The organism is Methylobacterium sp. Leaf361 (assembly GCF_001424445.1).
GTDB lineage: Bacteria > Pseudomonadota > Alphaproteobacteria > Rhizobiales > Beijerinckiaceae > Methylobacterium.
On record NZ_LMPY01000013.1, the window covers coordinates 41,621 to 60,992 of the forward strand.

The 19,372-nt window shown below is 72.3% G+C and carries 20 protein-coding genes; 18 read left to right on the forward strand and 2 right to left on the reverse strand.

The window, feature by feature from the left end:
• Positions 1 to 38: 38 nt before the first annotated feature.
• Positions 39 to 2,177 carry a molybdopterin oxidoreductase family protein gene (locus ASG32_RS12330; RefSeq protein ID WP_056526247.1) on the reverse strand — a complete coding sequence of 713 codons (2,139 nt, stop codon included), beginning with the start codon at positions 2,175 to 2,177 and terminating at the stop codon, positions 39 to 41.
• Positions 2,178 to 2,405: 228 nt separating this feature from the next.
• Here ASG32_RS12330 and ASG32_RS12335 point away from each other — a divergent pair, with 228 nt between their 5' ends.
• The 4 genes from ASG32_RS12335 (at position 2,406) to ASG32_RS12345 (ending at position 3,790) form a co-directional block, all read left to right on the forward strand.
• Complete coding sequence (locus ASG32_RS12335) at positions 2,406 to 2,591, forward strand: DUF1508 domain-containing protein (RefSeq protein ID WP_026605317.1); 186 nt, start codon at positions 2,406 to 2,408, stop codon at positions 2,589 to 2,591.
• A 162-nt stretch (positions 2,592 to 2,753) separates the two neighbouring features.
• Entirely contained in the window at positions 2,754 to 3,023 is a 270-nt protein-coding gene (locus ASG32_RS12340; RefSeq protein WP_056526250.1) for a hypothetical protein, read from the forward strand.
• A 149-nt stretch (positions 3,024 to 3,172) separates the two neighbouring features.
• Positions 3,173 to 3,310: a hypothetical protein gene (locus ASG32_RS34450; protein WP_165923092.1), complete on the forward strand. Its 138-nt coding sequence runs from the start codon at positions 3,173 to 3,175 to the stop codon at positions 3,308 to 3,310.
• A gap of 27 nt (positions 3,311 to 3,337) precedes the next feature.
• Positions 3,338 to 3,790 (forward strand): acyl-CoA thioesterase, encoded by a 453-nt coding sequence (locus ASG32_RS12345; RefSeq protein ID WP_020095626.1) that lies wholly within the window; start codon positions 3,338 to 3,340, stop codon positions 3,788 to 3,790.
• Here ASG32_RS12345 and ASG32_RS12350 read toward each other — a convergent pair.
• Positions 3,783 to 4,322: a superoxide dismutase family protein gene (locus ASG32_RS12350; protein ID WP_056526253.1), complete on the reverse strand. Its 540-nt coding sequence runs from the start codon at positions 4,320 to 4,322 to the stop codon at positions 3,783 to 3,785. The two genes, ASG32_RS12345 and ASG32_RS12350, sit on opposite strands and share 8 nt — an antisense overlap.
• Positions 4,323 to 4,431: 109 nt before the next feature.
• On the opposite strand from ASG32_RS12350, the gene ASG32_RS12355 reads away from it, so the two are divergent.
• The 14 genes from ASG32_RS12355 (at position 4,432) to ASG32_RS12420 (ending at position 19,254) form a co-directional block, all read left to right on the forward strand.
• A complete protein-coding gene (locus ASG32_RS12355) occupies positions 4,432 to 5,223 on the forward strand; it encodes a TlyA family RNA methyltransferase (protein ID WP_082557841.1) in 792 nt (263 codons plus the stop codon).
• Positions 5,220 to 6,485, forward strand: a complete 1,266-nt coding sequence (locus tag ASG32_RS12360; protein WP_056526256.1) for a class I SAM-dependent RNA methyltransferase — start codon at positions 5,220 to 5,222, stop codon at positions 6,483 to 6,485. Before ASG32_RS12355 ends, ASG32_RS12360 begins: the two co-directional genes overlap by 4 nt.
• A 53-nt stretch (positions 6,486 to 6,538) precedes the next feature.
• Positions 6,539 to 6,811, forward strand: coding sequence for a hypothetical protein (locus tag ASG32_RS12365; RefSeq protein ID WP_056526260.1), 273 nt, complete (start codon positions 6,539 to 6,541; stop codon positions 6,809 to 6,811).
• 490 nt (positions 6,812 to 7,301) lie between these two features.
• Positions 7,302 to 9,230 carry a methyl-accepting chemotaxis protein gene (locus tag ASG32_RS12370; RefSeq protein ID WP_056526263.1) on the forward strand — a complete coding sequence of 643 codons (1,929 nt, stop codon included), beginning with the start codon at positions 7,302 to 7,304 and terminating at the stop codon, positions 9,228 to 9,230.
• A 54-nt stretch (positions 9,231 to 9,284) separates the two neighbouring features.
• On the forward strand, positions 9,285 to 10,877 hold the full coding sequence (locus tag ASG32_RS12375) for a chemotaxis protein CheW (protein ID WP_056526266.1): 1,593 nt from the start codon (positions 9,285 to 9,287) through the stop codon (positions 10,875 to 10,877).
• 50 nt (positions 10,878 to 10,927) lie between these two features.
• Positions 10,928 to 11,983 (forward strand): chemotaxis-specific protein-glutamate methyltransferase CheB, encoded by a 1,056-nt coding sequence (gene cheB / locus ASG32_RS12380; protein WP_056526269.1) that lies wholly within the window; start codon positions 10,928 to 10,930, stop codon positions 11,981 to 11,983.
• Positions 11,984 to 12,002: 19 nt separating this feature from the next.
• The gene (locus ASG32_RS12385) at positions 12,003 to 12,602 is read left to right on the forward strand and encodes a HEAT repeat domain-containing protein (protein ID WP_056526272.1); all 600 of its coding nucleotides are present in this window, start codon (positions 12,003 to 12,005) and stop codon (positions 12,600 to 12,602) included.
• Between the two features lie 12 nt (positions 12,603 to 12,614).
• A complete protein-coding gene (locus tag ASG32_RS12390) occupies positions 12,615 to 13,478 on the forward strand; it encodes a protein-glutamate O-methyltransferase CheR (protein WP_056526275.1) in 864 nt (287 codons plus the stop codon).
• A 1-nt stretch (position 13,479) separates the two neighbouring features.
• Entirely contained in the window at positions 13,480 to 13,851 is a 372-nt protein-coding gene (locus ASG32_RS12395) for a response regulator (RefSeq protein WP_056526278.1), read from the forward strand.
• The gene (locus ASG32_RS12400) at positions 13,848 to 16,430 is read left to right on the forward strand and encodes a chemotaxis protein CheA (RefSeq protein WP_056526282.1); all 2,583 of its coding nucleotides are present in this window, start codon (positions 13,848 to 13,850) and stop codon (positions 16,428 to 16,430) included. The genes ASG32_RS12395 and ASG32_RS12400 overlap by 4 nt, the downstream gene beginning before the upstream one ends.
• On the forward strand, positions 16,430 to 16,699 hold the full coding sequence (locus ASG32_RS12405; RefSeq protein WP_042672513.1) for a hypothetical protein: 270 nt from the start codon (positions 16,430 to 16,432) through the stop codon (positions 16,697 to 16,699). The genes ASG32_RS12400 and ASG32_RS12405 overlap by 1 nt, the downstream gene beginning before the upstream one ends.
• Positions 16,696 to 17,493, forward strand: coding sequence for a ParA family protein (locus tag ASG32_RS12410; RefSeq protein WP_056526285.1), 798 nt, complete (start codon positions 16,696 to 16,698; stop codon positions 17,491 to 17,493). Before ASG32_RS12405 ends, ASG32_RS12410 begins: the two co-directional genes overlap by 4 nt.
• A gap of 51 nt (positions 17,494 to 17,544) precedes the next feature.
• Positions 17,545 to 17,913 (forward strand): response regulator, encoded by a 369-nt coding sequence (locus ASG32_RS12415; protein WP_107351948.1) that lies wholly within the window; start codon positions 17,545 to 17,547, stop codon positions 17,911 to 17,913.
• Between the two features lie 78 nt (positions 17,914 to 17,991).
• Complete coding sequence (locus ASG32_RS12420; RefSeq protein WP_082557842.1) at positions 17,992 to 19,254, forward strand: methyl-accepting chemotaxis protein; 1,263 nt, start codon at positions 17,992 to 17,994, stop codon at positions 19,252 to 19,254.
• Positions 19,255 to 19,372 lie beyond the last annotated feature (118 nt).

Genomic DNA, 19,372 nt, shown 5'->3' on the forward strand with positions numbered 1-19,372 from the left:
CGCGGCGATCGAGAGCGGATCGCCGCGCGCGGAGCCATTCAGTTCGCCCGTGAGACCTCGACGAGGTTGTCGGAGAACGAGGGCGCGTGGCCCATATCGGTGAAGGCGCCGGACGAGATACTGTTCACCGTGCCCTCGTTGAGCTGGCGCCAGTAGCCGAGCGTCGCCACCACGATCCCGGCCTTCACGTCGTCGGTGATGCGGGCCACGCCCTTGAAGGCGCCGCGGTCGTTGGCGACCTGGACCCGGTCGCCGTCCCGGATGCCCCGGGCGTCCGCATCGGCTTGGCTGATCATCACGAACTGCTCGCCCTGGCCCTTCTGCTTGTCCTCCATGTTGGCGTAGCAGGAGTTCAGGAAGTAGTGGCTCTTCGGCGAGACGATGTTGAGCGGGTAGCGCTTGGCGAGTTCGGGATCGTTCGTGTGCGACTCGCGCGGGCCGAGGTAGTCCGGCAGCGGGTCGAGCGCCTCGCCGGGCTGGAAGCCCTCGTACATCTGCCGGAACGGCGGGGCGACGAAGTTCGTGGCGCCCTCGACCTTCAGCATGCACTTGCCGGTCGGTGTCGGGAAGTTGCCCTCTCGGTGCGGCGCCCGGTCGTCCGGCGTGCCCACCTTCAGCCGGGCGAAGCCGTGCTCGCGCATGTACTGGAGGTCGATGCCCTCGCAGGCCGGCGACGACCAGTCGACGTAGTGCTCAAGGCACTCGCTGTCGCTCCACTTGAAGTTCTCCTCCTCGAAGCCGAGCCGGGCGGCGAGCCGGCGGAAGATCTCGTTGTTGGGGATCGCCTCGCCCGGCGCCTCGGCGCACTTGGTGTTGTAGGTCAGGTAGAGGTGCCCCCAGGAGAGGATCATGTCCTCCATCTCGGCGCCCATCGTGGCCGGCAGCAGGATGTCGGCATAGGAGGCCGTGTCTGAGATGAAGTGCTCGGCCGAGACCATGAACAGGTCCTCGCGCATCAGCCCCTCGACGATCTTGTCGGTCTCGGGCGCCTGAGTCACGGGGTTCGAGTTCCAGCACATCATCGACATGATCGGCGGGTCGAGCTGCATCTCGCCGGTGAGCGCCCGGCCGATCTGAAGGTTCGAGACGACCCGGGTGCCCTCCGGGATCAGGTCCGGGCGGCAGATGACGTCGAACTTGTAGGGATGCTCCCAGACGCCGAACTGCGTGATGCCGCCGCCGACATGGCGCCACGCGCCGGTCAGCGCCGGGATGCAGGTCACCGCCCGGATGGTCTGGCCGCCGCCGTAGTGCCGCTCCAGCGCCACGCCGATGCGGATGCCCACCGGCTGCTCGGTCGCCATCTCGCGGGCGAGCTTCCGGATGTCGTCGGCGGAGACGCCGGTGATCGCCGCGGCCCATTCGGGCGTGCGCGTGCTGGCCCGCTCCTTCAGCTCCGCGAAGCCGACCGTGTGGTTGTCGACGTAGTCCTGGTCGACGAGGCCCTGTTCGATGATCGAGTTGATCAGCGCCATGGCGAGCGCGCCGTCGGTGCCGGGCTTCGGCGCGATGTGCCAGTCGGCGGCCTTGGCGGTGCGCGACGCGTAGGCGTCGATCACGACGACCTTGGCGCCCTGCTTCTGGGCGTCCTTCACGATCGCCCAGTGGTGCAGGTTCGTGCTGACCGAGTTGCAGGCCCAGATCACGATGTACTTGGAGTGGATGTAGCTGTCCGGGTCGAGGCCCGCGGTCGGGCCGACAGTGAGGAGCCAGGCCGTGCACGAGCCCTCGCCGCAGAAGGTGCGCTCGGTGACGGTGGCGCCCATGCGGTTGAAGAAGGCGTCGCCGCCGTTCAGCCCGTGCACGAGGCCCTGGTTGCCGAGGTAGCTGTAGGGCGCGATGGCCTGCGGCCCGTACTGGTCGATGATCGCCTTCCAGCGGGTGACGATGGTGTCCAGCGCCTCGTCCCAGGTGATCCGCTCGAACTGCTTCGAGCCCTTCGGGCCGATCCGCTTCATCGGGTAGAGCAGCCGGTCGGGGTGGTAGTGGCGCTTCTCGTAGTCCTTCAGCTTCACGCAGAGACCGCCGCGGGTCATCGGGTGGTCCGGGTTGCCGCGCACGCTCAGGAGCTCGCCGCCCTTCACCTCGAACAGCATCGAGCACGTGTCGGGGCAATCGTGCGGGCAGCCTCCGTAGAAGACCTCCGAGTAGGCCTCGGGCTGGACGATCTCGTTCATACTCTCTTCCTCACCGGCCGCGGGCGTCCCGTTATTGTTCAGGCGTCCCGGATCCCGATCGGCGAAGCGTACAATGAGAGGAAGAAAAATTCTAACTCGAATCCCGGCGGCCGATCGCGCACGCGCGCCGCTCGGTGGCCCGTCCGCCTCGCGGCGCCCTCACCGCCCCGCCTTCCCTTGCGCGGGCGCGCCCCCATCTGAGGGATGGAAGAAGCGGGGGCCTGCGACATGCGGTTCGAACTCTACCGGGACGCCAAGGGCGAGTGGCGCTGGCGCCTGCGGGCGCGCAACGGCGAGGTGATCGCCGATTCGGGCGAAGGCTATGTCCGCCGCGAGGATTGCGAGCACGGCATCGCGTTGGTCCGCCAGAGCGCCGAGGCGCGCATCGAGGACATGACGACGAAGATCGCCTGACCCCGCGCGTCTCAACCTGCGATCAACCCTGTCCGAAACGTCGCAGCGGTTAAGCTGCAACGCTTCCGCTCGCCCACGCGTTGCAGCGGTTCGGACCGAGCGGAGCCCGTCGCCCTGCGCGGTTCGTCGACCAGGACGAATGACACAAAGGGAGTCGAGACCGTGCTGAGGAAATTCCTGCTCGCGGCCCTGCTGGCGCTGGGCTTCTCGGCCGCGGCGCCGGAGGGCGCGTCCGCCGCGCCCATCGGCCCGGGGCTGGCTCTGCCCGCCGAAGCCGCGCCGGCGGTGGCCGAGAAGGCCCAGTACTACTACCGTCGCCGGTTCTACGGCCCGCGGCCCTACTGGCGCCGCCCGTACTACGGCCGCCGGTTCTACTACGGCCCGCGGCCCTACTACCGTCGTCCCTACTGGCGCCGTCGGTTCTACTACTGATCGGCTCTCCGACCTGACCGGCCCGGCGGCTCCAGCGAGCCGCCGGGCTTTTTCACGCCCCGATTCGGGGTGCGCGACCGCGAGCCTTGCTTTATCGTGCCGGTAACGGGACCGCCGACGGCAGATCGGCGCGCCCGAGAGGAAGCCCGATGAACGATATTGCGCAACGCGCCGAGCCCGCGGCGGCGACGCCGGACCTCTGGCAATCCATCCCGCTCGAATGCATCCTGAGCGCGGTCGCCGTTCTGCTGGCGGCGGGGCTCAAGCTCGCCGGCGTGATGTCCTGACGGCGTGCGGGGGGGCGGATGGACGGCATGCAGCACGTCGCACTCTCACCGGCCGGAGGCGCGCCGCCCGCTGAGGTCGATCTGCCCAAGGGCGATCTCACGGTGCGCACCATCGCCATGCCGGCCGACACCAACGCCAACGGCGACATCTTCGGCGGCTGGGTGCTGTCGCAGATGGACCAGGCCGGCGGCATCGCGGGCGTCGACCGGGCGCAGGGCCGGGTGGTCACCGTGGCGCTGGAATCGATGACCTTCATCCGGCCGGTCCGGGTCGGCGACGTGCTGTGCGTCTACACCCGGGTATCGCATGTCGGCCGGACCTCGATGAAGATCGAGGTCGAGGCCTGGGCACGGCGGTTCTGCACCCAGGTCCGCGAGCGGGTCACGCAGGCCACCTTCACCTTCGTGGCCATCGACGAGGACGGCCGGCCGCGGCAGATCCCGCCGGCAGTGCCGTCCCCGTCCGCGACGACTACTTGATCACCCCGCAGGCGACGCGGTCGCCGGCACCGCCGATCGGCTGGGTGTTGTGGTCGTCCTCGTTGGCGTGGATGATCAGCGCCGCGCCGTCCCCGTCCTTCAGGCCGCCCTCGCCGTTCAGCGGCGTCTCGCTGGAGACCTCGGCATTGGCCGAGCCGTCCTGCGCCGCGTAGAGGTTCGGCAGGTCGCCCTCGTCGGGGCCCTCCGCGTTGAGCAGCCCGTGCTTGCTCTGGTCGTGGTTCACGTGCGCCTTGGAGTTCATGAACTTCGGGTCCGAACAGTCGCCCACGGCGTGGAAATGCATCCCGTGCCAGCCGGGCGGCAGGCCGCCGGGCTGGATCGTCACGCGCAGGACCAGGGCATTCGCCCCGTCGCGGATCGCCAGCGTGCCGATCGGGTCGCCCTTCGCGTTCTTGATCGGCGCCGTGTAGGTCTCTGCCGGTTTGGCCGCCTCCTTGGGAGGCTCCTGTGCCAGGGCGCCGCCGGCGGCGGCGGTCCCGAGCAATACGAGCAGCGGCAGGGTGCGGGTCATGCGGTGGCTCTCCTTTCCGGCCCGGTCTAGTTAGGGAGCGCGCCGGCCTTCGACAGGGCGGCGGCCCGAAACCTCCGCCGCAGACCTGCCGGAACCGCACGAAGCCCCGATGACCCGAGACCGGACCAGCCCGGACCGCGCGGCCCCCGCGGACGATCCCGCGGAGAACCCTGCGCCGCGGCGCGCCGACCTGTATCTCGTGGCGCACGGCCATTTCGAGAGCCGGGCCCGGGCCCAGGCGGCGATCCGTGCCGGGCTCGTGCGGGTCGACGGGCGCCCGCTCGCGCGCGCCTCGGACCCGATCGCCCCGGGCGCGCGGGTCGAGGCGGAAGCCGAGCATCCCTACGCGTCCCGCGGCGGCCTCAAGCTCGCCGCCGCCCTGGACGCGTTCGGCGTCGATCCGGCCGGCCGCGTCGCCCTCGACGTCGGCGCCTCGACGGGTGGCTTCACCGACGTGCTGCTCGCCCGCGGGGCGCGCCACGTCCACGCCCTCGACGTGGGCCGGGGGCAGCTCCATCCGCGCCTCGCCGGGGACCCGCGCGTGACCAACTGCGAGAGCACCGACATCCGCGACCTCGGCGCGGACGCCCTCGTGCCGCCCCCCGAGCTGGCGAGCGTGGACGTGAGCTTCATCGGCCTGCGCCTCGTGCTGCCGGTCCTCCCGGGCCTGTTGAGGCCGGGATCGGCGATCGTCGCGCTGATCAAACCGCAATTCGAGGCCGGCCGCGCCCGGGTCGGCCGCGGCGGGCTCGTGCGCGATCCGGCGGTCCACGCCGAGGTCTGCGCGGCCGTCCGCGGGACCCTGGAGGGGCTCGGCGCGGCGATCCTGGGCCTGATCGACTCGCCGGTGCCGGGCGGCGACGGCAATGCCGAGTTCCTGATCGGCGCGAGGTTGCGGTGAGCGAGACAACAGATAGCGAGACGGTCAAGATCCGGGGGCTCGGCGCCCGCGGCGACGGGATCGCCGAGGACGGCACCCCGGTGCCCTACACGCTGCCCGGGGAGCGCGCGGAGATCCGCCGCGAGGCGCGCCGCGCCGCGCTGCTCGGCGTCGCGCAGGCCTCGCCCGACCGGGTAGAGCCGTTCTGCCCCTACTACATGCGCTGCGGCGGCTGCCGCACCCAGCACCTCGCGCGGGAAGCGGAGCTCGCCTGGAAGCGCGACCTCGTCGCCCAGGCCCTGTCCCAGGCGCGCCTCGACGTGACGCCCGGGCCGGCTGTCGACGCCCACGGGGCGGGCCGCCGCCGCCTTACCCTGCACGTGCGCGAGATCGGCGGCCGGGCCGAGGCCGGGCTGATGGCGGCGCGCAGCCACGCGCTGGTGCTGATCGACCATTGCCCGATCACCGTGCCGGCGCTCCACCCGGCCCCGGAGGTCGCGCGCCGCCTCGCCGCCCCGCTGGGCCACGGGCGCAAGCCCCTCGACGTCGCCGTGACGGCCACCGACCAGGGCCTGGACGTCGACCTGCGCGGTCACGGACCGGTCAGCGCCGGCGTCGGCGCCGCGCTGGTGCGGATCGCCGGCGAACTCGGCCTCGCCCGGCTCTCCCTGCACGGCGAGCGCCTGATGGAGGCCGAGCCGGTCTCGGTCACGGCGGACGGCCCCGCCGCGGCGACGCGCCTCTACCCGGCCCCCGGCGGCTTCCTGCAGGCGACCGCGGCCGGTCAGGCGACGCTCTGCGACCTGACCCTGGCGGCCCTCGGCCCCCGCATCCGGCGCGTGGCCGACCTGTTCGCGGGCTGCGGGCCGCTGACGCTGGCGATCGCCCGGACGGCCGCGGTCCACGCCGTCGAATCCGATGCCGCAGCCCTCGCGGGCCTCGAGCGGGCCGCGCGCGCCGCCGCGGGCCTGCGCAAGATCAGCAGCGAGCGCCGCGACCTGTTCCGCCGGCCCCTGCTACCCCCCGAACTCGACGCCTTCGACGCGGTGGTGTTCGACCCGCCCCGGGCCGGCGCGGAGGCCCAGGCCCGCCAGCTTGCCGCCGCCCGCGTGCCCCTGGTGATCGGCATCGCCTGCGACGCCGGAACCTTCGCGCGGGACGCGGCGACGCTGGTCGCCGGCGGGTACCGGCTGGAGACCATCACGCCGGTCGACCAGTTCCGCCATTCGGGCCATGTCGAGATGGTCGGGGTGTTCCGGCGCGAGACCGCGCGGCGGCGCTAGGCCACGCAACCGGCGGCCACGTTTCCCGTTCTCCCGGCGACGGGAGACCTTCCATGATCCGCGGATTCCTCAGTACCGCGACGCTCGGTGCGCTGAGCCTCGCCCTCATCACCCCGCTCGCGGCGCAGACGCGAGCGCCCGACCAGACCGGCACGGGCGGCGGCCCGGTCTCGACCATCACGGCGCCGAACACCAACAGCCTCGGCGTCACCAAGCCGCCCGGCACGTCCCTCGGCCCCGGCGAGGTGCCGACCCCGGAGCAGCGGCGGCGCGAGCGCGCTCTGACCGACAAGATCGAAGGCAGCATCTGCGACGGCTGCAACTGAGATCGGGTCGGGGTCGCTCGGGCCGGGTTCCCGCTCAGGCCATCGCCTGTCCGGGTTGCGGTGTTCGACCGGGCCGTGCCCCGCAAACGGCTCTCCATTCGGCGCGACCTCGGGCGGCGCGGAACTTCAGATCGCGCTCGCTCCGGCCTGCGGGCTCCGCGGGTCCGCCGAGGGGCTTGGCCAAACCGCCGGCTCGATACAGCAGCGACCGGCGAACAGGATTGTTGCCAGAGCATATTTCCATATTGGTTGCAAATATATCCATCTTCATAATCCAATATCCTATCTTCAAGTCAGTTTTTTGGAGATATACTCCAAATATTGATCTTCATATTCACGGATATGGCGGTCCTTAGAGCGGATCATTGCTCAAAAATCGTGTTCTCGTTTATTGATTCGCAACTTGATGCTTCGTAAGACTTGCGCGTCGCGGGTCCTAGCCTGGGGGCGGCGACGTACAGCCGCGACTTCAAGTGAAGGAAACGCCGCCATGGCCCTCGTGAAGAAAGCCGCCCTGTCGGGACCGCACGCGCAGGTCCGGAAGGGCGAGCCGGCCAGTCTGAGCCAGCTCGGGCGCCTCAACGAGGAGAGCCGGCGCAAGGCCAGGACCTTCGCCAAGCAGCAGAAGGCGGCGGAGCGCATCGCGGCGGCGACAACCCAGCTCGCCAGCGGCGTCGCCGAGGCCTCGTCGGCGGCCGAGGAGCTGCGCAAGGCGATGGAGCAGATCGCCGCCGGCGCCGAGGAGGCGGCCGGGGCCTCCGAGCAGTCGCAGCGCGCCGTCACGACCGTGTCGGAGGTGATCGGCACCGCCCGCACCGAGGCCGAGACCTCGCGCCAGAAATCAGAGGCGCTCCAGGGACTCATCGCCGGCGTGAGCCAGCAGATCCGGCTCAGCGTCGGCTCGATCGCCACGGCGGCCGAGCGTCAGGCGGCCTCGGTCACGCTGATCGTCGAGCTGGAGCGGCAGGCGGCCAATATCGGCGACATCGTCCGCGCCGTCGCTCGCATCGCCGACCAGACCAATCTCCTGGCCCTGAACGCCGCCATCGAGGCGGCCCGGGCCGGCCAACACGGCAAGGGCTTCGCAGTGGTCGCCGACGAGGTCCGCACCTTGGCGGAGACCTCCGAGCGCAGCGCCCAGGAGATCCAGGCGCTGATCGGCCGGATCCAGGAAGACGTGAAGGTCATCGCCGAGGGCATCAACCGCGCGGCCGAGGGCGCGCGCCAAGAGGTCGCGCGGGGCGAGACGATCACCGCCCAGCTCGAGGCGGTGCGGCAGGCCATGGTCGAGATCATGCGCGGCGCCGAGACCATCGCCCGGGTGGCGCTCGAGTCCGAGAGGGCCGCGGTCGAGGCGCAGAAGGGGTCCGAGCTGATCGCGGCGGCGGCCGAGGAGCAATCCTCCGCCTGCCAGCAATCGCTCAAGACCATCGAGCAGCAGACCACCGCCCTCGGGGAGAGCGAGCAGGCTGCCACCGAGCTCGCGACCCTGGCGGACGAGCTGAAGAACGCCACCGACGTCGGCAAGAGCGCCGAGGAGGTCGCCTCGGCGGCCGAGGAGCTGTCCTCGGCGGTGGAGGAGATCAACCGGGCCGCCGCGCAGATCACCACGGCGCTCGACCAGATCGACCGGGGCGCCCAGCAGCAGACGGCAGCCGCGCAGCAATCGGCGGCCGCGATCGCGCAGATCGAGAAGGGAGCGCTCCTCGCCCAGGACAGCGCCCGCGACGCCCTGGAGAAGGGCGGCCTGATCACGAGTCAGCTTCAGGAGAACCGGGCCGCGGTGGACGGACTGGTCGCGGGCGTCGGCAACGCCCTCGCGGAGACCGACCGGAGCCGAGAGCAGATCAACGCCCTGGAGCAGGTGAGCCGGAAGATCGACAAGATCGTCGACGCGATCACCACGGTGGCGATCCAGACCAACATGCTGGCGGTGAACGGCTCGATCGAGGCGGCCCGGGCCGGCGAGTTCGGCAAGGGCTTCATGGTGGTGTCCACCGACATCCGCAACCTTGCCCGGGATTCCTCGGAGAACGCGGAGCGGATCAAGGACCTCGTGAAGGCGATCCAGGACCAGATCGTGGTGGTGCGCCGGGACCTGGAGGCGATCTCAGCGGCGGCCGCCGCCGAGGTCGAGAAGAACCGGGCGATCACCCGCGACCTCGAGACCACCGCCGACGACATGGGCGTGGTGCTCGACGGCAACCGGCAGATCCTCCAGGGCGCCGACCTGATCATCCGCAACGTCGAGGAGGCGAAGCGCGGCGTCGACCAGATCGCCACGGCGGCCCGCCAGGGCGGCCAGGCGGTGAACGAGGCGCAGCAGGCTGCCCGCGAGCAGGCGAACGGCGCGGAGGAACTCGCCGCCGCCATCGAGGAGGTCGCGTCGCTGGCCGACGAACTCCAGAACCAGGACTGAGACGCGCCCGGCCGGGACGGCCCCACCCGAATCCTGCTCAGCCCGGAGCCCGCCATGTCCAACGACGCCCCAGCCTCGGCCGCGACCGGCCGGTCGGAGACCGCCTCCGCGCGCCAGTTCGTGACCTTCCACGTCGCCCGCGAGACCTACGCGGTGCCCCTCGCGGAGGTGCAGGAGATCATCCGCCTGCCCGACATGGTCGACGTTCCCCTGGCACCCCCCGCCCTGGCGGGACTGGCCAACCTGCGCGGCTCGGTCCTGCCGGTGGCGAGCCTGCGGCGGCTGTTCGAGCTGCCCGACCGGGTCCACGACGACGCCACCCGGGTGGTCGTGGTCGGCCAGGGGGCCGGCCAGGGCGGCGGCGCCGGCGGGACCTCCGGCTTCGTGGTCGACCGGATGGCGAGCGTGATCACCGCCGAGCCCGGGGAGATCGAGGGGACCGACGGCCTCACCGCCACCGCGGCGACCGAACTGCTCGCGGGCGTGATCAAGCGGCCGGCCGGCATCGTGCTGATCATCGATCTCGGGCGCCTGCTGCAGCGCAGCGGGTCCGGGCGCGCCGGCGCAGAGGGCGGGTTGGGCGGGTCGGGCGGACGGAACGCGGTCGGGCCGATCGAGGCCGGCGGCGCGGCCTCGGCGCGGCCGGAGGGCGAGGCCGGGCTCTCCGATGAGATCCAGCTCGTGTCCTTCGAGCTCGCGGGCCAGGAATACGCCCTGCCGATCGAGCAGGTGCAGGAGATCGTCCAGGTCCCCGACCGCGTCAGCGAGCTGCCGAAGGCCGAGCGCCACGTCATCGGTGTGATCAACCTGCGCGACCGGCTGCTGCCCCTGGTCAGCCTGCGGGCGCTGTTCGGGCTGCCGGGCGTGCCCCTGGGAGAGCAGAACCGGATCGTGGTGGTCGCCTCCCGGGAATCCGCCGGCTCCGTCGGCATCGTCACCGACACGGTGAAGGAGGTGCTGCGGGTGCCCCGCGCGGTGGTCGACCCGCTGCCCGACCTGCTCACGCAGGGCGACGCGCTGCGCGAGGTCGAGGCGATCTGCCGGCTCGGCGGCGGCAAACGGCTGGTCTCGATCCTGTCGGCCGCCCGCCTGTTCGCCACCACCGGGATCGCCGGCGGCCTCGCCGGCCTCGGAGCCGCAGAGGAGGGACCCGTGCAGGAACGTCAGACCGCGACCGCGCCGACGCGCGCCGACGAGGAGGAGCAGTTCGTCGTCTTCCGCTTGGCGGACGAGGAGTACGGCGTGCCGATCGACGCCGTGCACGAGATCGTCCGCGTCCCCGAGCAGCTCACCCACGTGCCGCGGACGCCCGGCTTCATCGAGGGCATCGTCAACCTGCGGGGGGCGGTGCTGCCGGTGGTCGACCAGCGCCGCCGCTTCCGGCTGCCGGAGGCCGCGCGCAACGACCGCCAGCGCATCATGGTCTTCGTGATCGCGGGGGTGCGGACCGGCTTCATCGTCGACTCGGTCTCGGAGGTCCTGAAGATCCCCCGCTCGGCCATCGTGTCGGCGCCGGACCTCGCGCAGGACGACGACAGCGCCGTCGAGCGGGTCGCCAACCTCGCCGCCGCCAAGCGGATCATCCTGATGGTGAACGTCGACCGGCTCCTCAGCCGGCACGAGGTCGCGGATCTGCAGGCGGCCTGAGCCGCCGTCTCCGGGCCCGGTCCGAGGCCGCTCCTGCCACGCAACCCGCCATGCCCAAGCTCCTGATCGTCGACGACTCCGCCCTGATGCGCAAACACCTTCGCCTGATCTTCGAGGAGACGGGCCAGTTCGAGGTGCGCACGGCGCGCAACGGCCGTGACGCCCTGGACCAGATCGACAGCTTCGAGCCAGACGTGGTCACCCTCGACATCAACATGCCCGAGATGGACGGGCTCACCTGCCTCGGCGAGATCATGGCGGCGCGCCCGCGCCCGGTGGTCATGGTCTCGTCGCTGACCCGCGAGAGCGCCGCCGTGACCCTGGAGGCGATGCAGCTCGGCGCCGTCGATTACGTGGAGAAGCCCGGCGGCACCGTCTCCCTCAACATCGGCGAGGTCCGGGACGAGATGGTCGCCAAGGTCCGCGTCGCGGCCCGGGCCAAGCCCCGCCGCGCCCGCGGCCTCCTCGACCGGGTCCGGCGCGGGCGCGGCGAGATCGCGAAGCGCCGCCCGGCGTCCCGGGCCGCGGCCCGCGTCGAGGGCTGCGTCCTGATCGGCGTGTCGACCGGGGGACCGCGGACGCTGGAGGAGATCCTGCCGGAGCTTCCGGCCGACCTGCCCTGGCCGGTCGTGATCGCCCAGCACATGCCGGGCTCCTTCACGGGGGCCTTCGCCCAGCGCCTGGACCGCCTCTGCGCCCTGGAGGTCGTGGAGGTGACCGTCCCGGCCCCCCTCGCGGCGGGCCGCGTCTACATCGGCCGGGGCGACGCCGACGTGGTGATCGAGCGCCGGCTCGGCCGGCTCGCGGTCGCCACCGTCCCGAGCGACCCGGCCCTGCGCTGGCACCCCAGCGTCGACCGCCTCGTCCGCAGCGCCCGGGATCACCTGCCGCCCGAGGCCCTGATCGGCGTCGAACTCACCGGCATGGGCGACGACGGCGCCGCCGCCCTGGCGGCCCTGCGGGCGGCCGGCGGCCGCACTATCGCGGAGGCCGAGTCGAGCGCCGTCGTGTTCGGCATGCCGGCCGAGCTGATCCGCCTCGGCGGCGCGACCCTGACGCTGCCCGCCCGCTCCATCCCGGCCCAGCTCGTCGGCTGGCTGTCCTGAGATCGACACCGAGACTGCCATGGCCCTGGTCCGCAAGCACCCCGCCCTCCCCGCGCCTGCGGAAGCCCCGGAGGATCCCCGGATCGCCCTGGAGGGCCCGACGGCCGCCGGGCGCCGCGACGCGGCCCATCGCCTGGCCGCCGATCCCGACGCCGCCGGCCAGCTGGCCGACCGCCTCGCCCGCGAGGCGGACCGGAGCGTCGGCGAGGCGATCCTCGGCGCCCTCGGCCGCATCGGCACCCCGGCGGCGGCCGAGCGCCTGTTCGACCTGCTGGGCTCGGAGGATGTCTGGCTGCGCAATGCCGCCATCGAGACGCTGCAGGAGATGGACGCGGCGGTGCTCGGCGCCCTCGAGCGGGCCCTCGCCGATCCCGACAGCGACCGCCGGATCTTCGCGGTGAACGTGCTGGTCTCCCTGCGCCACCCGGCGGCCGCGACCTACGCCCGCCGGGTCCTGGCCGAGGACGGGCACGTCAACGTCTGCGCCGCCGCCCTCGACGTGCTCGCCGAGATCGGCACGCCCGAGATGGCGCCGGAGATCGAGGCCGCCGCCGCCCGCTTCCCCGACGCCCCGTTCCTGCGCTTCGCGGCCAGGGCCGCCTGCCGCCGCATCACCTGACCGGCGGCCGGCATGACCGCACCGTTCCCGCCGCCGACGCCCGTCGTCACCGATGCCGACTTCGTCCGCTTCCGCGACTTCTTCTACCGCAAGACCGGCATCATGTTCGCCGACAACAAGCGCTACTTCGTCGACAAGCGCCTGCAGGAGCGGATGCTCGCGAGCGCGCTGCCGGTCTTCCGCGACTACTTCAACACCCTGCGATTCCAGGCCAGCGGCCAGGAGTTCCAGACGCTCGTCAACCTGATGACCGTCAACGAGACCTACTTCTACCGCGAGGAGTACCAGTTCCGCTGCCTCGTCCGGTCGATCCTGCCGGAGGTCACCCGGCGCAAGCGGCCGGGCGAGCCGGTGCGGATCTGGTCGGTGCCCTGCTCGACCGGCGAGGAGCCCTACTCGATCGCCTTCCAGCTCCTCGACACGTGGCCGGAGGTCGACCGGTACGACATCGAGATCGTCGCCTCGGACATCGACACCGCCGTCCTCGACCAGGCCAAGCGCGGCCTCTACGGCGACCGCGCGGTCCAGCACGTCCCGCGGGCGACCCTGGAGCGGTACACCCGGCGGGCGCAGGGCGCCCACGAGGTGATCCCCGACATCCGCGACTCGATCGCCTTCGCGCAGGTCAACCTCTCGGACCCGCTCTCGACCCGGCATTTCCGCGGCTTCGACGTCGTGTTCTGCCGCAACCTGCTGATCTACTTCGACGACGCGTCCCGCCGCGGCGCCGCCCAGACGCTCTACGAGGCGCTCGATCCCGGCGGCTTCGTCTGCCTCGGCCATTCCGAGTCGATGAGCCGGATCTCCGCGCTGTTCGACCTCCGGAAGTTCGCGGAGGCGATCGTCTACCAGAAGCCCCTGAGCGCGGAGGCCTGACATGGCCAGGATCCTCGTCGTCGACGACGCCACCACGGTGCGCCTGTACTACCGCGACGTGCTGGAAGAGGCCGGCTTCGCGGTCGAGGAGGCCGTGAACGGCTACGAGGGCCTGGAGAAGGCCGTCGCCGAGGGCTTCGACCTCGTCCTCGTCGACGTGAACATGCCTAAGATGGACGGCTACGCCTTCCTGCGGCAGGGCCGGACCATGCCGGAGCTCCAGGCGGTGCCGGCCGTGATGATCTCCACGGAGAGCGCCGGCGCCGACCGCGCGCGGGCCTTCGCGGCGGGCGCCAACCTCTACCTCGTCAAGCCGGTGCGCCCGGACGTCCTCGTCGCGGTCGCCACCGTGATGGCCGGAGCCGCACCGTGACCAACGCCCTGCTCGCCCAGTTCATCCCCGAGGCCCGCGAGCTCCTGGAGCGCGCGGGGAGCGGCATGCTGGCCCTGGAGAAGTCGCCGGGCGCCGAATCCCTCGACGACGTCTTCCGGGCGGTGCACACCCTCAAGGGCACGTCCGGCCTGTTCGAGATCGCGCCGCTGACCCATCTGGTCCACGCGGCCGAGGACCTTCTGGTCGAGGTCCGGGCCGGCACGCTCGTCCTGGAACCCGCGATCGTGGACGGGCTCCTCGACAGCCTCGATCTGGTCGGCCACTGGATCGACGTCCTGGAGAGCCGCGCGGTCCTGCCGGACGACGCCGACGCCGTCATGGCGGGACGGGTGACGACCCTGCGGGCCTGGCTGCCCGCGGCGATCGAGGCCACCGTCGCGCGGGCCGATCACGGGCCGCCGGACTGGCTCGCCGACCTCCCCGAGGCGGACCGGCAGGCCGCCTGGAGGCGCGCCGCGGCAGCGGGCACCCCCCTGACCGCCTGGCACTACGAGCCCGACGAGACCTGCTTCTTCCGCGGCGACGACCCGGCCCATCTGGTGGCGCAGGCCCCGGGCCTCGTCGCGCTGCGGGTCCGGCCGCGCGCCGCAACCCCGTCGCCGGAGACCTGCGACCCGGTGCTGAGCTGGCTCCGCTTCGAGGTTCTGTGCGTCGCCGACGCCGAGGCGGTCGCCGACCATCTGCGCTACGTCGCCGATCAGGTCCGGATCGGCGCGATCCGGCCCGACGACCTGATCGTCCTGACCGGGACGGAGGATGAGGCCGAGGTGTTCGGCGACTTCGCCGCGCGGGCCGGGACGCTCCTCGCCGAGGACGCCCGGGCGGACCTCGCCGCCGCCGCCGACGCCCTGCTGGGGATCGTCGGTGCCGGGACCCGGCAGGCCTGCGCCCTGCGCTGGATCGCGGCGCTGGCCGCCACGGCGGAGACCGAGACGCTGCGCCGCCTCGCCGCCGACCTCGGCGGCCCGCGGCCGGCCTCGGGCTCGCCGCCGACCGATCGGCCGCCCGCGGACGCGCCCGCCCCGGACCTCGCCCTGCGCCAGCAGGCAGAGGCGATCCTCGCCGCGCAGGCCGAGATGCTGGCCGTGCCGGCGGACACGGCCGTCGCGGAGGGCCGGTTCGAGTCCGTGCGCACGGTGGTGCGGCGCTGCCTGCCGCATCTGGCGCCCGGCCGGGCCGCCGCCCTGGAAACAGCCCTGGGCCGATCTCGCGCGGGCGCCACCGAGGCCCTCGGCGCCGTTCTCCGCGGCGCGGCGCGCGGCGCGGCCGCCGCACCGCCGATGCCGACACCCTCCGGAGAGCCCGTGCCGCGGCCCACCGCGGCCCCGCCGCCGGCGACCGAGCCACGCGATGCCCCGGAGGGAGCCGGCCCCGACGCCAAGAGTCCGCCGCGCATGCTGCGGGTCGAGCAGGGCAAGGTCGACGCCCTGATGAACTTCGCGGCCGAGCTGACGGTCGCCAAGAACGGGCTCGCCTATCTCGCCGGGCGCGTCGAGCAGGTCAGCGGCTCGCGCCAGCTCGGTCGAGAGATCAAGGAGCAGTACGCGGTCATCGACCGGATCGCCCAGAGCCTGCAGGTCGGCGTCATGGCGATCCGCATGATGCCGGTGAGCCAGGTCTTCCAGCGCTTCCCCCGGCTCGTCCGCGACATCACGCGCAAGCTCGGCAAGGAGGTCGAGCTGGTGATCCTGGGCGAGGAGACCGAGGCCGACAAGAACGTGCTGGAGAGCCTCGCCGACCCGCTGATCCACATGGTCCGCAACGCCCTCGATCACGGGATCGAGACCCCCGCGATCCGGATCGCCGCCGGGAAGCCGGCGCGCGGCACCCTGCGGCTCGCGGCGCGGCAGGAGAACGACAACGTCATCATCGAGGTGGCCGATGACGGCCGCGGCATCGACCCGGAGGCGGTCCGCGCGAAGGCGCTGCGCAGCGGCCTGATCGGCCCGGATCAGGCCGCCCAGATGACCGTGGAGGATCTCGTCAACCTCGTCTTCGCGCCCGGCTTCTCGACGCGGGATCAGGTCTCGGACCTCTCGGGGCGGGGTGTCGGGATGGACGTCGTGCGCAGCGCGGTGCGCAGGGCGGGCGGCGACGTCCGGCTCGCGAGCCAGCCGGGCGCGGGCACCTGCGTGACCGTGCAGCTGCCCCTGACCATGGCGGTGACCCGCATCGTCACCGTGGTGGCGCGGGGCCAGCAATACGGGGTCGCCATGGACGCGGTGGCCGAGACCGTGAAGGTTCCGCGGGACCAGATCCACCGGATCAAGCAGCGCGAGACCTTCGTCCTGCGGGACGCGATGATCCCCCTGATCCGGCTCGCCGACAGCCTGGGCCTCCCGGCGGCCTCGGACGCGCCGCCGGAGGAGGAGGCCGTCATGGTCGCCCGCGTCGGACGCGAGCGGGTCGGCATCGTGGTCGACGGCTTCCGCGAGCGCATGGAGGTCATCGTGCGGCCCCTCGACGGTCTCCTCGCCGGCCTCGCGGGCTTCTCCGGGACGGCGCTCCTCGGCGACGGAAGGGTTCTCCTCGTCCTCAACCTGTCGGATCTGCTCTGATGGCCCTCGAACACAGCGGCGCCCGCATCCGGCTCTCGGGCCACTGCCCGGTCGAGGATGCCGAGCCGCTGCTCGATATCCTGCGCGCCACCCCGGAGGCCGTCGTCGACCTCACCGGCGCGGCGTGGCTCCACACGGCGGTGCTCCAGGTGCTGATGGTCGCGGCACCCGCCCTCCGCGGCCGGCCGGCCGGAGCCGTGCCGGCGGCCTGCCTGGCCGCGCTGCCCGAGGCCGCCGCGGAAGGCGCCGCGGAGGCCGAGCGCGGATGACCGAGCCGGGGACCGGGCGCATCCTCGCCGTGGCGAACCGCAAGGGCGGCACCGCCAAGACCACGACGGCCGTGAATCTCGCCGCAAGCCTCGCGGAGCGCGGCCGGCGGGTGCTGCTCGTCGACCTCGACAGCCAGGGCCATGCCGGCCTCGGCTTCGGCGTGCGGGCGAGGCCCGGCGAGCCGACGGTGCACGACCTGTTCCGCGGCACCGGGGTGACGGATCTCGGGCGCGCCGTGCGGCGCACCGCCGTGCCGAACGTGGACGTGCTGCCGGCCGATCGCGGCTTCTCGGGCACCGACGGCGCCGTCGCGCCCCTCGGCCTCGCGGCGGCGCTGAAGCCCCTGGCGACGGATTACGCGGTGATCCTGATCGACACCGCACCGACGGCCGACGCCCTGCTGATCAGCGCCCTGGCGAGCGCGCACCACGTCCTAGTTCCGACGCAGCTCAGCCACCTCGCGGTGGACGGCGTCGGGCAGTTCGCGCGCGCGTTCTTCCGGGTGGCGACGAGCCTCAATCCCGGTCTGCGCGGCCTCTCGATCGTGCCGGTGCAGGTGGATCTCCGGATCACGATGCAGCGGGAGGCCCTCGAGCAGCTCGCGAGCCGGTTCGGCCGGGAGCGCCTCCTGGCTGGGATCCGCACGGACATCGCTCTGGCGGAGGCCTTCGGATGCGGACGGCCGGTTCGGTACGTGAAGCCCCGTGCGCGGGCGGTGCAGGACTTCGAGCTGTTATGCGACCACGTCATGGAAAAATGCATTGCCGGGCAGATTGGAACGATTAAAACTTAGCCGTTCGCACAGAGATGGAGTTCAGAGCGAGAAATGAATACGATATTACTTGTGGACGACTCACCGAAAATTCTTTCGAGCATGTCAGGGATACTCCGCAGTTCGGGATATGAAACTGATCAGGCCGCCGATGCCGAGACGGCACTCGCGAAGGTCAAGGCAGGCCTGAAGCCGGCCCTCGTGATCACGGACTTCCACATGCCCGGCATGGACGGCGTCCAGTTGATCCAAGAGTTGCGGAAGCTCGCGCCGACCCGCTTCACGCCGATGCTCGTTCTCACGACGGAATCGCAGCAGGAGAAGCGCGACGGCGCGCGCCAGGCGGGGGCGACCGGCTGGCTGGTGAAGCCGGTCCAGGCCGACAAGCTGCTGCAGGTCCTGACACAGGTCGCCCCCGCGATTCAGCGCCGCGCCGCCTGATCCGGGCGACCCCTCCCCGCTGAAGCCCGCTCCGCGGGCCTCGGCCTCGCCCGGCCCCGCGCCACCGCTTCCGACCGAATGACCGTTCCCGCGATGCAGATTGCTGCCCATCCCTCCGCGATGACCGAGCTGCGGACGCTCCTGCTCAGTGCCGCGGCCGGCGGCGCGGTCGGGGCCGTGCCGCTGATCCTGGGGATAGCGCAGCCGGCGCAGCTCCTCTTCGCGGCCGCCGCCGCGCTCTGCGGGGGCCTCGTGACCCGCGGGCTGCAACCGTCCTGCCGCGCGGTCGAGCCGGATGCCCCGCCGATGGCGGTCACGCCTCGGGCCGAACCGGCAGTCGCCCCGGCGCACGGAGCGGGCTGCGCCGAGGCCGTGGCCCGGGATCTCGGCGACCTCGACCCCTATTTCGCCGTGACGGGCGAGCAGCTGCGCAGCATCGTCGCGCAGACCGAGGCGGCCGCCGCCGCGATCCTCGCCTCGCTGCAGAGGCTCGACGCCGCCCAGGCGCGCAGCGCCGCCTGCATCGGCGGCGCGCACGACCGCATCGTCGGCTTCGCCGAGCAGAGCGACGCCGCGCTGCAATCCCTGGCGGCGGCCCTCGGCGCCTATCTCGACCGGCGCCTGAACGACACCCGCGAGGAACGCGGCACCGTCGAGGTGGCCGTCGGGCAGATGCGCGGGCTCGATGCCCTGATCCTCAGCCTCGAGAAGGTCGGGGCGGCGACCCGGATGCTGGCGCTCAACGCCAACATCGAGGCGGCCCGCGCCGGGGCCCACGGAGCCGGCTTCCGGGTCATCGCCCGGGAGCTCCAGGATCTCGCGCAGACCTCCCAGACCGCGATGGCCGAGGCGCGCGTGCAGGTGGCGGACGCGCAGCAGACGATCAGCCGGGTGCTGATCGCCGATCGCGGGGACGACGCGACCCGCACCGAGCAGGAGCGCCTCCGCGCGCTGATGGCCGAACTCGGCGGGATCGCCGAGACGACCACCCGGGTCCTCCTCGGGATGGCGCGGACGGACCTCGCCGAGGTCAAGGCGCAGAATGCGGCGGTGGGCGACGAGGTGCTGTCGGTCTTCGGCCAAGTTCAGTTCCAGGACGTCGTCCGCCAGCAGATCGAGGCGGTCGATGCCGCCAACGCGGCGCTGCAGCTCTGCCTCGACGGCCTGCGCCGGCGACTGATCGGCACCGGGCCGGGGCGGGCGAGCGCGCCGGCGGCGATCCTCGAGACCGCGCGGGCGCGCTACGTCACCCAGATCCAGCGCCGCGTCGACGCCCAGGCCCTCGACCAAGTCGTCGACCAAGCCCTCGACCCGGTAGCGCCCGACATCGAGCTGTTCTGACGGGGCGGGCCGCGATGTCACGGAAGCGTCAGAAAACAGCGCCACATCCGCGGCACAGCTTGCATCGACCGTCGCGGTGCCGGATGCGGGCTGCGGCCCCGCGCTGTCCCGTGACCGA

Bases quoted from the DNA above. Each gene is read 5' to 3' on its own strand.
- ASG32_RS12330 (WP_056526247.1), bottom strand. From the start codon at position 2,177: ATGAACGAGATCGTCCAGCCCGAGGCCTACTCGGAGGTCTTCTACGGA.
- ASG32_RS12335 (WP_026605317.1), top strand. From the start codon at position 2,406: ATGCGGTTCGAACTCTACCGGGACGCCAAGGGCGAGTGGCGCTGGCGC.
- ASG32_RS34450 (WP_165923092.1), top strand. From the start codon at position 3,173: ATGAACGATATTGCGCAACGCGCCGAGCCCGCGGCGGCGACGCCGGAC.
- ASG32_RS12345 (WP_020095626.1), top strand. From the start codon at position 3,338: ATGCAGCACGTCGCACTCTCACCGGCCGGAGGCGCGCCGCCCGCTGAG.
- ASG32_RS12350 (WP_056526253.1), bottom strand. From the start codon at position 4,322: ATGACCCGCACCCTGCCGCTGCTCGTATTGCTCGGGACCGCCGCCGCC.
- ASG32_RS12355 (WP_082557841.1), top strand. From the start codon at position 4,432: ATGACCCGAGACCGGACCAGCCCGGACCGCGCGGCCCCCGCGGACGAT.
- ASG32_RS12365 (WP_056526260.1), top strand. From the start codon at position 6,539: ATGATCCGCGGATTCCTCAGTACCGCGACGCTCGGTGCGCTGAGCCTC.
- ASG32_RS12370 (WP_056526263.1), top strand. From the start codon at position 7,302: ATGGCCCTCGTGAAGAAAGCCGCCCTGTCGGGACCGCACGCGCAGGTC.
- ASG32_RS12375 (WP_056526266.1), top strand. From the start codon at position 9,285: ATGTCCAACGACGCCCCAGCCTCGGCCGCGACCGGCCGGTCGGAGACC.
- cheB (WP_056526269.1), top strand. From the start codon at position 10,928: ATGCCCAAGCTCCTGATCGTCGACGACTCCGCCCTGATGCGCAAACAC.
- ASG32_RS12385 (WP_056526272.1), top strand. From the start codon at position 12,003: ATGGCCCTGGTCCGCAAGCACCCCGCCCTCCCCGCGCCTGCGGAAGCC.
- ASG32_RS12390 (WP_056526275.1), top strand. From the start codon at position 12,615: ATGACCGCACCGTTCCCGCCGCCGACGCCCGTCGTCACCGATGCCGAC.
- ASG32_RS12395 (WP_056526278.1), top strand. From the start codon at position 13,480: ATGGCCAGGATCCTCGTCGTCGACGACGCCACCACGGTGCGCCTGTAC.
- ASG32_RS12405 (WP_042672513.1), top strand. From the start codon at position 16,430: ATGGCCCTCGAACACAGCGGCGCCCGCATCCGGCTCTCGGGCCACTGC.
- ASG32_RS12410 (WP_056526285.1), top strand. From the start codon at position 16,696: ATGACCGAGCCGGGGACCGGGCGCATCCTCGCCGTGGCGAACCGCAAG.
- ASG32_RS12420 (WP_082557842.1), top strand. From the start codon at position 17,992: ATGACCGTTCCCGCGATGCAGATTGCTGCCCATCCCTCCGCGATGACC.